This is a genomic window from Prevotella lacticifex (assembly GCF_019973375.1).
GTDB classification, from domain to species: Bacteria; Bacteroidota; Bacteroidia; order Bacteroidales; family Bacteroidaceae; genus Prevotella; species Prevotella lacticifex.
The window spans coordinates 34,344-48,347 of record NZ_BPTV01000003.1 but is presented as its reverse complement, the minus strand read 5'-3'; the positions used below and the strand labels follow the sequence as shown (position 1 = coordinate 48,347).

Below are 14,004 nucleotides of genomic sequence, written 5' to 3'. Positions count from 1 at the left end.
AAATATAATATCTTACCAATAAATATCTGAATGACATGGCACAACAATTTCCACCTTCTGAACTGATAATCAACGACGATGGCTCTATTTTCCATCTTCATGTAAAACCAAAGCATCTGGCCGATAAAATTATTCTTGTTGGAGACCCGGGGAGAGTAGCCCTTGTTGCCTCTCATTTCGACTCTGTCGAGAGTGAGGTTCAGAGCCGCGAGTTCCACTCTATCACAGGCAAATACCGGGGAAAGCGCATTATGGCTCAATCGACGGGCATTGGATGCGATAATATCGATATCGTCATGAACGAACTCGATGCCTTGGCAAATATTGACTTCGAAACACGTACTGAGAAAGCCGAACATCGTAAGCTTACACTCGTACGTGTAGGTACATGTGGTGGGCTGCAGCCTGAGACACCGGAAGGAACATACATAGCCAGCGTAAAGAGCATAGGATTCGACGGTCTGCTCAACTTCTACGCAGGGCGCAACGAAGCGTCTGACCTTGACTTCGAAAAAGAATTTAAACGACAGGTAGAATGGAATCCGCAGTTGGGCAATCCTTACGTGGCTACCGAGGACCCGGTTCTCACCGACCGTATTGCCGGTAACGATATGGTGAGGGGCGTGACCATTGCTTGTGGAGGATTCTTCGGACCACAAGGACGACAGCTACGTTTGCCATTGGCTGATCCAAACCTTAATCAAAAGATTGAGAACTTTGAGTATAAAGGGCTGAAAATAACCAATTTCGAAATGGAATCGTCTGCACTCGCCGGACTCGCTACGCTTATGGGACATTCTGCAACCACGTGTTGTATGGTCATCGCCAACCGTAGGGCTCATCGGGCAAATACCGGCTATAAGTCGACAATTGACGGTCTGATTCGGATGGTTCTTGACAGAATTTAATTCTTGATAAAGTGGCTTAAATCGTTTGTCCCGCTTTTTCCAGGGTCATGGTTTTGGCCGACAATATTTTAGTGTAGGTGTTGGGGCGCTATGCCCCACCCTGCACTCTGTCGATTAACAATCAACCAGCCTTGAGACGCATTACTAATGTTGTCATGGTGGAAATAAATTCTATAATGGAAATGGATTTCTTCCATACTAAAGACTGGATGTTCTGAAATTAATTAACAATAAGTCTCGTAGTAGATTTAATCTCTGATAAATGAAGAAAGATACTATTTCAGCTCTCGCGACTCCAGTAGGCGGAGCTATTTGCGTAATAAGGCTCAGTGGTCCTGACGCAATATCTATTGCTGACACAATATTCTCACGGGATATTGCCACAGCAAAGGCTAACACTCTCCACTATGGTGAGATTATGGATGATGACCGTTGCGTAGTTGATGACGTCATTATTGCTGTATATCGAGCTCCCCATAGTTACACTGGCGAAGATAGTATCGAAATATCTTGTCATGGTTCAGCCTATATCGTCCAGCAGATTCTGATACTTCTCGAGGCTCATGGTGCGCGTCCAGCAGAACCTGGTGAATATACTCGGCGAGCATATCTTAATGGGAAAATGGACTTGTCGCAGGCTGAGGCTGTCGCTGACCTTATCGCTTCTACGAATAAGGCGCAGCACGATTTGGCTATAAGTCAGCTGAAAGGGCATTTTAGTAAAGAACTTGACAATCTCAGGGAGCAACTCTTGAAACTAACATCTCTGCTTGAGCTTGAACTCGATTTCTCCGACCATGAAGAGCTGGAGTTTGCCGACAGAAGGGAGCTCGACACTTTGGCACACGAAATCGACAACCACATCCTTAACCTTGCCGACAGCTTCAAGACGGGAAACGCCGTGAAAAACGGAATACCCGTGGCTATCGTCGGAAAGACGAATGTCGGAAAGTCGACACTGCTCAACGCATTGCTACATGAAGACAGGGCGATAGTCTCAGACGTACATGGCACGACAAGGGACATCATAGAAGACACTACGACCATCAACGGGCTGCTCTTCCGTTTCATTGATACCGCAGGGCTGAGGAAGACCGACGACACCATAGAGCGCATTGGCATCGACCGGGCATTATCTACAATTAACAGGGCAATGGTTGTCCTGTGGGTCATCGACGGAATGCCGACACCGGAGGAACTCAACGACATACAAAATCGATGCAAAGACAAACACCTCATAATAGTCGTCAACAAGACTGATATCGATAAAGACGCATCGCAAGCCACATGCTCCTTCATAGCATCTTCCACACCAACTACAACGATAATAAAAATATCTGCAAAGAAAGGCAACGGCATCCAACAATTGGAGGATGCCATTTACAATAGCCTCAGCCTGGCAGAGACCACATCTGCCGACGTTGTCGTCTCAAGCGCACGCCACTATACTATCCTCATGAAGGCTCACGACCACCTGTCGGCAGTCATCGACAAACTTTCTGCCGGCATATCAGCCGATTTGCTGGCAGAGGACCTCAAGCTTGTCATTGACGACCTCGCCTCCATCACAGGGCAGGACAGAATAGAAAGTCAGGAAACCCTGAATTTCATATTCAAAAATTTTTGCATAGGCAAATAGCTTCTCTTTGGCTTTAATGTACGAAAAAAGGGATTGTCGCTTAGACAATCCCTATCAGTTCCTTTTATAGTGCAGTCTGACCTTGCCATCAATGCAGTGCGGATACTGGAAAATCGTATCTGCTTATCTCCCTATAATATCTGTGTTCAGCGTCCTTGCAATAATACAGGCCGATGTTGTCTATCGTGATTGTGATGTTGAAGTACTTCACTTTTGTCTTGATGCTTTCAAAGTCTTCACGCGAGAGCTTCCTCTTGAGGCGTTTGGTGATGGTAAAGTGTATCCTCGCCGGATTGATGGTGGTGTCGTCTTGCCCTCAAGTGGTTTGCCGATGACATCATAGAGCATGGTGCAAAGATCTGTCAGGGCTGGCGGCATGACCGACGGCTTGGACTTCTTCTTGTCCTCTTTCGAAAGGTCACCATCGTTCATAAGAAAGTCTCTGAAATCGGCCGGAATGGGCTCAACCTTTTTCTCAACGCTTACATCAGTGATGTTGTAGTCGGCACGATGGATGAAGTCAAGAATGTACTTCTTTATTCTGACATCTACCATCATCTTGCGCCCCGCATAGTTGGACATCAGTGTCCTTGGGTCTATCAAGGGCATCGTGTGGCGGCGCATCCAGTCTCGCGCCTCATCGATTGGTCCCAACGAGCAGTTCACCATGTTCCTGGCTGCGAAAAAAGACATATTTGGCAGACACTTGATCGTGATCTCGTCAACGACAGTGCTGCTCACTTTTAACACGGCAAGGTTGAACTTGCGTACTTTTTTCTTAACGAGCAAATGTTTGAGGTCGTTTTCTTAGAAGAATCAATCTCGTTATATAATGAAAAATCAAAGTGTGAAAATGCTTCCATACTGCGAAAGTACGGAAGCATTTGTATGGGGAAAAGCCAAGATTATTTTATAACATAACGGAAGATGTCAAAGCGAGAAAAGCCAATGCTTTCGAGAATTTCCCTGCTTTTGATTTGATTGCTTCTATTGTTGTAGTTTTTTATGAGCGGAATTCTGATAATGGTCTTATCTGCATACCCATTGTCTACAAGCCATTTGAGATTGGCTAATACAAAAGAGTTGTCCTTGCCTGTGTATTGCTTGTAAATAAACTCGTCCATATCTTTGATGTCAATCACTAAAAGGTCAGCAAATTGAGCAACTTTAAAGATATTTTTGTTCGGTACATTCAATGAAGATTCTATGGTGATTTTCCATTCCTCTGGCATTTTTCGAGTAAACTCACTTATAAAATCAGCGTACAGCAGTGGCTCACCACCACCAAAAGTAACTCCTCCACCCGTAGCCAAAAAATAAATATTGTCAGGCATCAAGCGTTCTATCAGTTTATCAACAGTAAGCTTACATTCTGGAGATTCTTTGAAGCATTGGGCGTTTATGCAATATGCACATCTAAGTGGACATTCATGAAATGCAACGAGAGTAGTGATGCCTTCACCGTCTGTAGCCAAGCGGTGACGGTCAATTCCTATCAATGGTGCTTCTAATGGTGGCATAAGTTACTTTAGCATAATATCTATTGGTATCATAATTTTCGCACATGTCGGCTTGCCGTCTTTTAAGGCTGGCTTCCATTTAGGCATCGCTTTTACAAGTCGTAACACTTCCTCTTTCATCTCTTGAGGACAAATTGTTATGACTTTAACATCGGCAAGACTGCCATCACCCAACACATAGAAAGAAACATTTATGCGCTGCTGATATGCTCCTTGTAAAGTTTCAGGTACACATAAATTTTGTTCTACAAAATGTAGCAGGGCACTGTTGCCGCCAGGATAGAATGGCCCTGTGTCAAAATCTTTATTTTCAACAACCATTTTTCCTTCCTGTTTTTTCTTGCGACGCTTCTTTGTTTTAGACTTTTGTGGTGTAACTACAACCATTTCTCCTAAAAGATTATCGTCTTCTTCCGTTAGGCAAAGCGTGTTAAAGCCTTTCAAGTCCAGTTCGCTGAATGAATAGACCTTGTTTTTATAACCAATATATTCCAATCGTAGCGTGGAATCCCTTGGAAAGGTAACAGAAAAGTTTCCGTCAATGTCTGTAATGCTGCCGGGGCGTTTGTTTCCTACAACAATAATTACACCAGCAATAGGGGTTCCGTCAGCATCTTTCACACATCCATTGATTGTAACTTGTGCTCTTGTTGGCAGAGAGTCTGCTGCGATTACTTCATTATCAATAGGTACAGACGGTGACGGAGTTTGGGCATATACATTGTATGGGGTCGCCAAAATGCCAATGGCAACACCTGTAACACAAACAGCCTCTCCCATGCGTTTGCGTAAAGACAATTCCGACTCTATATATTTTCTTTCAGTCTCGCATGCTGGACATGATCCACTGCAATGTCCTTTGAAGTGACAAACTCTTGGCTCGTATGCGATGCCATTCATGTCAGCAATCTTTTTTCTGACAGCTTTCAGTACGTCGCAAATTTTTCTACCCCTATCCATACTAATTATTATTAGTCAATGGCAAAGATAACAATTTTTCTTAGAAAAAGTAGCCTCCAGCTTGCTTTTTATTTTTATAACCATGGTCTTCAAAGAATTTGACAGTTTCTGAGTTTTTCCATTCAGCGAATCCGTTGCCTTTTGCTAAACGTATGCTGTTGACAATGTCGATGATGCTTGGTATCGGATATTCACCGATGCGGAGGATGGAGAACTCTATGGCGAAGATGCGTTGGTAGAGGCGACGGTAACGGTCGGAGTTGTCGAGGGAATCCCATGCGGAGAGGATGTTGGCGGTGTGAGATGAGGCTGGAGAACGGCACGTCCGGCATCATCCGCTTTCCCTTTGAGCGCATTGCGGCGGAATATCCCCACACAGCCCTCGTGCGCTTCAACCGCCAGTCCATGCCCCTCGTGACGGGCATCAAGGACCTCACCGTGTTTGACGGATGCGAGGAGATCATGAAACTGAGGTGAGACACAATGCGGATAATTCGAATGATTTTTCTTTGGCGCTTAATTTTTGATTTCAAAAAGTTGGCTAAAGATTTGGAAACTCAAAATCCTTTTCATACCTTTATCGACGATATTAATAATAAGACTTTAAATTATGCCAAATTATGAATTAGCTACTACAACAGAGCAACTGCGAGAGTTCCTTTCGAAAGTTGTGCCTAAATGTGATGATGTTGATTGTAATGAGTTGTTCAAAGTTATAGCGAACAGCCTTATAAAGAACTTTGCCGTAAAGAAAGGTTCTGAACTTTATCGTTTTACCGATATTGAGTTCTATTACTATGATTCTCAGATAGATGATTATAGGGATGATAACGAGAACAAAAAGGTTACATATCCACGTACTTGTAAACAAGGTCAATGGTTCTTTCATAATAGCGGAATTGATCTGACTTTTAATAGTGATGCCGATAAAGGTGGTTCTTCCGCTTTTCCCGTTGGTAGGTATGCCTGTCTATTCAGTTTTGACTGTCTCGTCTTTCATGCCAAGTAATAGTAATTTGAAGTATTCGTCATCTCTGTAACCAAACGCTTTCCTCTTCAACACTTTCACCTTGTTGTTTGTCCCCTCAAGAACCGCATTGGTCATTTTGCAGTCATACCATGCGAGTATTCCAGTTCTTTTCGCCAGTAGCGTATTAGCCACTTTAATCATAGCCGTCAGTTTGCTTTCTCTTGCTCTGGCGCACCAGTACTCAAGTTGCTCTTCTCCTTCAGCCTTGCTTTTCTGCATCCATATTTGGCATAAGTCCTCCTTCAGATAGTATGCCTCAAAGAGAGGCTTGTTCGTATTCAGAATATTGTCAAAACGTTTTCTTGACTCCTCATCGAACTTGTCCAATGACTTTGACAGCAGCATCCATCTCGTGCCCTTTATTAGCTTTCTCTTCTCTATGTCATTTTCCTGATTCCATACGCTGCGGCGAACTTTGTCAACAGCGTCGTTGACGAGTTCTACGACATGGAACTTGTCATATACATGCTTGGCCTGAGGAGCATTCTGTGCCACAGATGAAATGTAGGCGGCAGACATGTCAGAGGTAACGAGTTCTATCTTGATATTATTGCGCTTAACCTTTTTCCAAAACGCTGTAAGAGAGTCACTTCCTTTGCCGTCACCCACATGTATTATCCGTCCTGTATCAAGGTCTACGACGATGGTCTTATATACATGACCCTTCCTGACGGCAAACTCATCTATTCCAATCTTCGTTACTTTTGATATGTCAGGATGGGAATATTTCTTTTTGAGATAATCCTTGTGTATGTCCTTTACCATATCCCAGCCAACGCCAAGATGCTTCGCAACGTCTGTAATGGTGCCACCAAGCCTTAGCAAGTCCAATACATAACGCTGAAATCTGTATGTATAACTGACATTTCCGCGGGTGAAAGGTATGTCTGACTGATGAACCTTTCCACACGCCTTACACTGGTATCTCTGGACTGTAAGATAAAGGAACGTCCTCTTGCTGCCTATAGGAAGGTTGTGTATCATGCGGTGAATAACACCATACCGTATAACTTCAGTACAACCACAATGAGGGCAAGTCACTTTTTTTATTGGAATACTTTTGAGTTTTAGAATAATTGAGTTATCTTTGTACTCAGTAGCGTGGTAATGATAACTGCGGTCTATACCGAAACCATGATATAAGAAGCTTAGTTCCATGTGCTATATATTTGATTTGTGGTGAATACAAATATATAAACGGAATTAGGCTTCTTTTTGTATTTAGGACCTACAAAAATCGGTCCTACCAACGAGAAAAGCGGAAGAACCATAAAGGTTATGGTGGTGGTATTTTGATTCGCGGATTACGGAAAGAGGAAGCTAATAAGACTCTTAATGGCCCGAAGAACTGCTATAATGAACTCTATGAAGTATATGAGGATGCATTTTCTCCATCGGCACCTTACATTGTGGCTTCTAATCATATTGAATATTCCGTAAAGTCGGATAAACGATACAATCTTAACGACCGTAATAATCGTTTGTGGAGATTTCATGTAGTAAATAAGTAATTAAACGTTGTATGCAAGTCAATTTCAATTCAAATAAAGTTTATTTCTCTCCATACTTAAGGGCTTACAAGTGCTGGAAAAATATTAAGAAGACATTGGACGATAACAACGTCCCTTATGGTTTGTTGCCTGGCACAAAAGATGTTTGGGTTAGAGACTTTATGCCTATTGAAATGGCTGACAACTCTTTCGTATCTTACTTATACAGACCTGATTATCTTAAGAATGATAAGGGATATATCACTTCTGATGTTGATGGTTGTTATGATTTTACTGACTCGACAGTCCGTAAGACTCCTATCGCAATTGATGGTGGTAATGTCATCCGTTGTGGAGACAAGATAATCATGACCGATAAGATATTCAAGGAGAATGGCTGTACTTCGCCGAAGATGTTGCCGAAGATGTTAGAAGAGGCTTTTCAGGCAGAACTGATACTTATACCATGGGATACGGGTGAGAAATTCGGACATGCTGATGGTATGGTTCGTTATGTAGGACATGACCATATACTCTTGAATGATTATAAGGATGTTGATGAGGCTTTTCGTCAGCAACTGCTGTCTTTATTGTTACCGCACTTCAAAACTATAGATGAGCTTTGTTATGGTAAGTCATATCGCAGCTATAGTTGGGCTCACTTAAACTTCTTGCAAGTTGGCAATCATATCTTTGTTCCTCTTGTCGACAAGCATAGTGATGATCTTGCTATAGAGCAGATTCAGAATGTCTACGGCGAGGATTATGACGTTAAGGGAATAGAGACGACTGGAATTGTCCGTAAAGGCGGTGCTCTTAATTGTGTGTCATGGAATATCCATGAGGATAAGACTCCAATATATGAAAGTCTTTACGATAGACAGGCACATGAAGTTTATAACTGGTTGTTAAAGCAGAGTGAATATATAGGTTCTGTAGCCGACTTATACAAGAAAGTAATCCTTGGTGATGATATGGTCGTTGCCACAGATGAATACTCGGAACATTGCATTGTTATGCTATACGAAAGGCTCTTTGATTTGATAAATAAAGGGCATGAAATAAAAATAGTTGATGATTCTGAAAAAGGACGATGGGGTATATTTTACAATTTAGATTTTCACTTTAAGGTAAAATAGAATTCTTCTTTGTAATTAGAATCTTAGGATAAAAAATGTCCGCATTAGAGTCACCTTTGAAACTCTAATGCGGACATAATGTATTATTAACCTAGTCAATTATACTTTTTGCCAAGTGTGTAGCCAGTAAATATTACGGATAAGGACGAACGGAGAGTCGTAACCATACGCCCTCCGTTTAAAACTTTATCTTGTGGTAATAATTCATTTATATTGCGTGCCAAATGGAAAAATGCCGTCAAATTACTATATCTGATGTTTAAAGATCCTTTATAATGATGTCAATTGCCTTTATCATCGGATAATATTGATGTCGTCTCTGTATTGCTCCGGGATGATTGATTCGATATGATAGAGGAATATTGTTATCGTTGAAGTTCAATTTATCAAAACAGATGTTCGCAGGATTATTCAAGAAAGAAAACTCTTCCTTGTCCAGGCAGTTCTCTTTAGAGAAACTTCCTAAATTGTACTCTATCTTGTCATCATAATTAGGACCAGTTAGGAAGATTATAAGATCTGGCTTCAAGATGTTCACTTCTTCCTTAACCCAACTTTGACATCGTATTTTGCTTAGTTGTTCTGTATCAGCAATTTAGTGTTTTTAAAAAGTCCTACTGTGTTCTACAGATTTTTATTTTTTTAAATGGCACTTTACTGATTTTCAACAACTCGTAGATTTCAGCTGCACTATCTGTAGGCACACTGCACAGTCTGGTCTCGACAGCCTCTCCAAGCGCATTTACTGCTGTGGTAGTAACTGCTTTTTGAGTCTTCATGATCCGCATGATCTCCGACCAGTACGGTGTCGAACGCTCCCGCCCATGCTCATCCTTGCCTTGCTTTCGCCGGGCAACCTTCATCTGATGGCGCACGGTGTTTACTATCCAGTAAGCCAGCAGCCCTAAGAAAAGGTGTGCGTCTGCCCTATTGTCAGTCTGGTGGTATATGGGCCTGAGGCTGAGGTCGGTTTTGAGCTGCCGGTTGGAGCATTCTATTTCACGTATAAGATTATAGTAGTTCCAGGTCGTTTCCTCATCTAATTTCTTCACATTGGTTCTGAGGAAGTATGTTCCGTATTCCACCTTGTCCGGGATGTTGACCTCCCATGTCATAGAAGCGACTTTGTCGTGTCCGTCATCCTCAACTTTTATATTGTAATATCGGCTTATAGAGGGATATTTTCCTTGCAGGGCACCGATCCTGTTTTGTACCTTGCCGTAGTTTTTTATCCCGTGTTTTGATTGGGTACTCTTTCTGATTTTTTTCAACCCTTCCTCAAAACGCTCACGGAATTTGCGGTTCATGGATTCTTCCTTCAACGCTTTTGCAGGAGAGTCTATTTTGAGGTAACAGTCGTCATTCTTGGCCGTTGTTACGCGTTGAAGCGTTATCTCGCGCTTCAAGCAATCGCAAACTGTGACTTTGGGAGCATTCTCGGGGGTGGTGTATTCGGTAAGAGCTTTGCGGGATACACAAAGATAGTTGTATCCTTTGTCCCTTATAGTCTTGAGGTTATCTTCAGTTGAGATACCTGCGTCAATGACTACAAGCACTCCCTCGTTATCGGGACATTTGGCCGGATTCTCAGCAATAAGCTCGTCCACCATGTTGGGAAGTGACTTTGGATCGGCGGTATTGCCTTCCAGTACCGCACTGTAACGTATGAAGCCGTCAGTATTGATGCATAGCGCGAGGACAAGCAGCTTGCAGTCGCTGCGTTTCTCCTTTGAACGGCCAAAGGCAGCCTTCTTGCTGCCGGTCTTGCGTCCCTCAAAATAAAAGTTGGTGAGATCGAAGAGCATAATGCGGTTGGTCGGTTTGAAGAGGTCATCGGTCTTGTGGCAAAGATACTTCTCAAGCTTATCCTTTATGGAATAAAGGTCATCGGCAACTCGATATATCCTCCTTGGAGTTATTTTGGCCATAGGAAGGTCAAGGAGTTCGCACACTGCAGAGTTCTCTTTTATAATGGATATTGACTTTAATTCGGACGGAGTATAGGCCGCCCTCGTAATAAGATGGGCCAAAGTGACCTTCACCTTGTCCTCAGACCATCCCAAAGAACGGAGAAATGTATCCAGACCAAGTTTACGAATCGTTTGCAGGCATAGCCATTCGCAGCCGACTTCCCTTGCGTCTGTATGCCTCATAGTGTCAACATCTATCCGTTTCCTGGCCTTGGACTTGCTTCTCTCGTAGGCGTTGCCCACAATATCAAGTTTTTCCTCCTCGACAAGTCTGGCCCAGTACGCATGCACTCTGTCACGAACCACTTCCGAGTAACCTTGCAGTTTCTCATCCCAAAGTTGGACATCCTTCTGGTGATTGTACAGATACGTCAGTCCACGCGCAACATCTCTTATCTGCTCTGGGGATAGGTCATGTATAAACCCGACATTGAGCAATATCAAAGTACATACCCTACCGCTGGCATCGCGATAGGACTCCTTCAGACGGTAATACTTCTCGTCTTTACACGTCTGTGGGTTGTAACGTATTTGGGACGTAAAATTCATGCCGCAAAGATAAGCAATCCCTACGACATTGCTGTGTTCTACATTGCGATTTTGAGCAGTTTGACCACGCAAACCCCTATAAACACTGGAAAAAATTCTGAAAAAAAACATTAGAGCGTCAAACTTGGGTTAAAGACAGGGAAATACTTATGAGCTTCTTCATCTATCACTCTATTATAGCCTTTTCTTCTTTTCTTTCCTATTTTTACTATATTGTTAACAATGAATCCTTTATTAGCATTTTGTGTTGCTAGACGATTTATGAAATTCCAAAAAGGACTATTATATCCCATCCTTTTCTCCTTATTTACAAAATCATTGTAGCATTTGGTTATAGTTCCTACCGTAGAACGTTTAACCAGCTCTGGATCGTAATTATGAGTTTCTTTTCCATTCCAGCAATTCGTTTCTTGACCACAGAACATTACTTTTTTAGTGGCATTCTCATACCGTTTACTTACACTTATCATAAATGGAAAAGCAGAATCTTTCCCAATTACGATTTCATCACGAGTCTTGTCCCAATGCTGTTGATACAGCCCCTTTAATTGTTCATTCATACTCATGGTTATAAATCTTAGTTTTAATTGTTTAAGAGGAAAGAATTATGCCTCTGTAAAAGCATATCTTCCCAATTTCAAATACGTTCTAGTTGTTGGCTACAAATTTAGGCGTTTCTCTTGTAAAATACAAATATATCATTCTTTTTTCTAATATTTTTGAGTTGGGTAGCGTTTTGTTACATCCTACGGTTACCTTTGCATCTCAATTTAAATGATTAAGCTATGAACAAGAAAGATGTAAGCAACAAGATTGTTGGTAAAGATGAGGTTGAAAGGCTGATTTCGGACTATGAGCATAAGGATGCGGGCATGACGGGTAAACTTAGTTATCTGAGGGATGCTGGTACTATAGCCAAGGTGAGGATTTTTTCGTTTCCGGAGGATGGGGAGTCGCGTGTAAGTGCTATTGAAAGACAGTACAAGGAGTACGCTCTGATGAAGCCGGGAAATTATACTCGTTTTACTTTCTGCATTGAGTATGCGATGAGCCATCCGCTTATGATGGATGAGGAACAGAGGCTGAGGAATTTCTGTGGAAGTATTATTTCTGATGGTAGTCGTTTGTCAGTTTACACTGCAGTGAATGAAAGTTTGGAGGATAAGACCTCCTTACCATTATTGCCAGTAAATAGAGACATGTGATGAGCAGAAGTAGAAAGAAGGTGATATGCATCACTTGGGTTGGCTGTAAATCTCAGAAACGAGGGAAGCGGAAGAGTAATCGGCGGTTCAGACGAAAGGAACATCAATGCATGACGAGCCAGTCGTTTGACAATTTGCCAGTGCGTCCAATAGAACTTATGGATACCTGGGATTTGGGTGGCGATGGGAAGGTAAAAACTTTTGTTTTTGTAAAATAAATCCAGATTCTTATGGACAAGGAAATTTATGGAATTATTATAGCTGGAGGTAGAGACTTTGACGATTATAGCCTCTTGCAATCAAAATGTCTTCCGATTATCGAAAGGCAGATGGTTAATCACGACGTCATTATTATGTCTGGGCATGCAAAAGGTGCAGACATGCTTGGCGAAAGGTTTGCTGAAGAACATGGACTTAAGCTTGAAGTTTATCCGGCAGACTGGAAAGCACACTATCGTAGTGCCGGATTCCGTCGTAATGAGCAAATGGGTGACATTGCCAATGGTCTCATTGCCTTTTGGGATGGTGAAAGCCATGGAACCAAGCACATGATAGAATATGCCAAGAGTAAAGGTCTTGATGTTAATGTTGTTAGATATTAAGTTGCTCTTAAATAAGGGACATGCGACTGATTATCACATGCCCCTCAAAATTATTTATTCCTATGCGATATTAGAAATTCTGGATGATCAATCAAAAATTTATGATAGGTCTCAACGTCCTGATCGTATAATTCCTGATCAGACACACCAGTATAGCTTAAATGGTATGAATCGATAGCCAACTTATTCCTTTTAGCATCGTAATACAGATCGCTATATTTAGAACCTAAATACTCGAAATTATATCCATGATTCTGCAAAAAATCTAAGGAATAGTTTGCTTTGTCTTTATGATACCCAGCCTGAGTTGATCCGCAACATACGAAAATGTCAGCGTCAACATTTTCAATTTGTTGTTCAAGGAATTTCTCATACTCCTTTAAAGCATTCTGAAACAGTTCATCTGGGCATGAAGCAGAACCGCCTTCCTTCTTACAATTAATGTGAGCAAGAGGGAACGAGTCAAGGAATTTAACTACATCTGACTCATGGCTCTGAATAAAATTCAAGGCGACATCTTTGTCGTCTGTCGTATTAGCCAATCCATATGCAATATAGGCCATGCGTTTGCCAAACGAATTATGGTATTTTGATAAGACATGGTCTTCTTTGTCGCTATTCTTCTCTCTGAAAGAATTAATGCGACTATCCCATGCTCCGCCGTCTCCGACATTCTGGTCCTTAGTTAGAAACAGAATTCTTATGGGAGCATTATCCCATAATTCATTCTCTACAGTGTCATTGTCGCTCTCTTTTCTGACCCAATTGTCAGATCCTCCTTCACGGTAAACTTCGCCTTTAAAAAGGATACCGTCCCATGAAAAATTGTCGGCATTGCCACCATTCTTTTCGAAAGCCTTTTGCCATTCGTCAAGAATTCTTTGGTTTTCAGCCATGTAATTTTTTGTACTCATATTATTTGTTTATATACCACAAAAATATCGCTATGGAAGTCATAAAAACTTGCTTAGTAATATTGAGATCTATGTTTT

14 protein-coding genes are annotated in these 14,004 nt (G+C 41.8%); 7 read left to right on the top strand and 7 right to left on the bottom strand.

The window, feature by feature from the left end; all coding sequences use genetic code 11:
* Positions 1–35: 35 nt before the first annotated feature.
* A complete protein-coding gene (locus LDN30_RS14105; RefSeq protein ID WP_223928202.1) occupies positions 36–908 on the top strand; it encodes a nucleoside phosphorylase in 873 nt (290 codons plus the stop codon).
* A 262-nt stretch (positions 909–1,170) separates the two neighbouring features.
* The gene (gene mnmE / locus LDN30_RS14100) at positions 1,171–2,547 is read left to right on the top strand and encodes a tRNA uridine-5-carboxymethylaminomethyl(34) synthesis GTPase MnmE (protein WP_223929986.1); all 1,377 of its coding nucleotides are present in this window, start codon (positions 1,171–1,173) and stop codon (positions 2,545–2,547) included.
* A 207-nt stretch (positions 2,548–2,754) separates the two neighbouring features.
* Here mnmE and LDN30_RS14095 read toward each other — a convergent pair whose 3' ends face one another.
* The 3 genes from LDN30_RS14095 to LDN30_RS14085 form a co-directional block, all read right to left on the bottom strand.
* On the bottom strand, positions 2,755–3,240 hold the full coding sequence (locus LDN30_RS14095) for a hypothetical protein (RefSeq protein ID WP_223929983.1): 486 nt from the start codon (positions 3,238–3,240) through the stop codon (positions 2,755–2,757).
* 212 nt (positions 3,241–3,452) lie between these two features.
* Positions 3,453–4,067, bottom strand: a complete 615-nt coding sequence (locus tag LDN30_RS14090) for a radical SAM protein (RefSeq protein ID WP_223929981.1) — start codon at positions 4,065–4,067, stop codon at positions 3,453–3,455.
* 3 nt (positions 4,068–4,070) lie between these two features.
* Entirely contained in the window at positions 4,071–5,027 is a 957-nt protein-coding gene (locus LDN30_RS14085) for a carboxypeptidase-like regulatory domain-containing protein (RefSeq protein WP_223929979.1), read from the bottom strand.
* A gap of 303 nt (positions 5,028–5,330) precedes the next feature.
* Here LDN30_RS14085 and LDN30_RS14080 point away from each other — a divergent pair, with 303 nt between their 5' ends.
* Positions 5,331–5,504, top strand: a complete 174-nt coding sequence (locus LDN30_RS14080; protein ID WP_223929977.1) for a hypothetical protein — start codon at positions 5,331–5,333, stop codon at positions 5,502–5,504.
* 133 nt (positions 5,505–5,637) lie between these two features.
* A complete protein-coding gene (locus LDN30_RS14075; RefSeq protein ID WP_223929975.1) occupies positions 5,638–6,036 on the top strand; it encodes a hypothetical protein in 399 nt (132 codons plus the stop codon).
* Here the strand turns inward: LDN30_RS14075 and LDN30_RS14070 are convergent.
* Positions 5,998–7,215 carry an ISL3 family transposase gene (locus tag LDN30_RS14070; protein WP_223925404.1) on the bottom strand — a complete coding sequence of 406 codons (1,218 nt, stop codon included), beginning with the start codon at positions 7,213–7,215 and terminating at the stop codon, positions 5,998–6,000. The two genes, LDN30_RS14075 and LDN30_RS14070, sit on opposite strands and share 39 nt — an antisense overlap.
* 448 nt (positions 7,216–7,663) lie before the next feature.
* Between LDN30_RS14070 and LDN30_RS14065 the strand changes: the two genes are divergently transcribed.
* Positions 7,664–8,686 (top strand): agmatine deiminase family protein, encoded by a 1,023-nt coding sequence (locus LDN30_RS14065; protein WP_223929973.1) that lies wholly within the window; start codon positions 7,664–7,666, stop codon positions 8,684–8,686.
* A 614-nt stretch (positions 8,687–9,300) separates the two neighbouring features.
* On the opposite strand, the gene LDN30_RS14060 is transcribed toward LDN30_RS14065, so the two are convergent.
* Both LDN30_RS14060 and LDN30_RS14055 read right to left on the bottom strand, forming a co-directional pair.
* Positions 9,301–11,205 (bottom strand): IS1634 family transposase, encoded by a 1,905-nt coding sequence (locus LDN30_RS14060; protein WP_223925324.1) that lies wholly within the window; start codon positions 11,203–11,205, stop codon positions 9,301–9,303.
* A gap of 110 nt (positions 11,206–11,315) precedes the next feature.
* A complete protein-coding gene (locus tag LDN30_RS14055) occupies positions 11,316–11,765 on the bottom strand; it encodes a hypothetical protein (protein WP_223929972.1) in 450 nt (149 codons plus the stop codon).
* 225 nt (positions 11,766–11,990) lie between these two features.
* Here LDN30_RS14055 and LDN30_RS14050 point away from each other — a divergent pair, with 225 nt between their 5' ends.
* Together LDN30_RS14050 and LDN30_RS14045 are read left to right on the top strand one after the other, a co-directional pair.
* On the top strand, positions 11,991–12,410 hold the full coding sequence (locus LDN30_RS14050; protein ID WP_223929970.1) for a hypothetical protein: 420 nt from the start codon (positions 11,991–11,993) through the stop codon (positions 12,408–12,410).
* Between the two features lie 230 nt (positions 12,411–12,640).
* On the top strand, positions 12,641–13,012 hold the full coding sequence (locus LDN30_RS14045; RefSeq protein ID WP_223929968.1) for a DUF2493 domain-containing protein: 372 nt from the start codon (positions 12,641–12,643) through the stop codon (positions 13,010–13,012).
* A 50-nt stretch (positions 13,013–13,062) separates the two neighbouring features.
* On the opposite strand, the gene LDN30_RS14040 is transcribed toward LDN30_RS14045, so the two are convergent.
* The gene (locus LDN30_RS14040) at positions 13,063–13,926 is read right to left on the bottom strand and encodes a hypothetical protein (RefSeq protein ID WP_223929966.1); all 864 of its coding nucleotides are present in this window, start codon (positions 13,924–13,926) and stop codon (positions 13,063–13,065) included.
* Positions 13,927–14,004 lie beyond the last annotated feature (78 nt).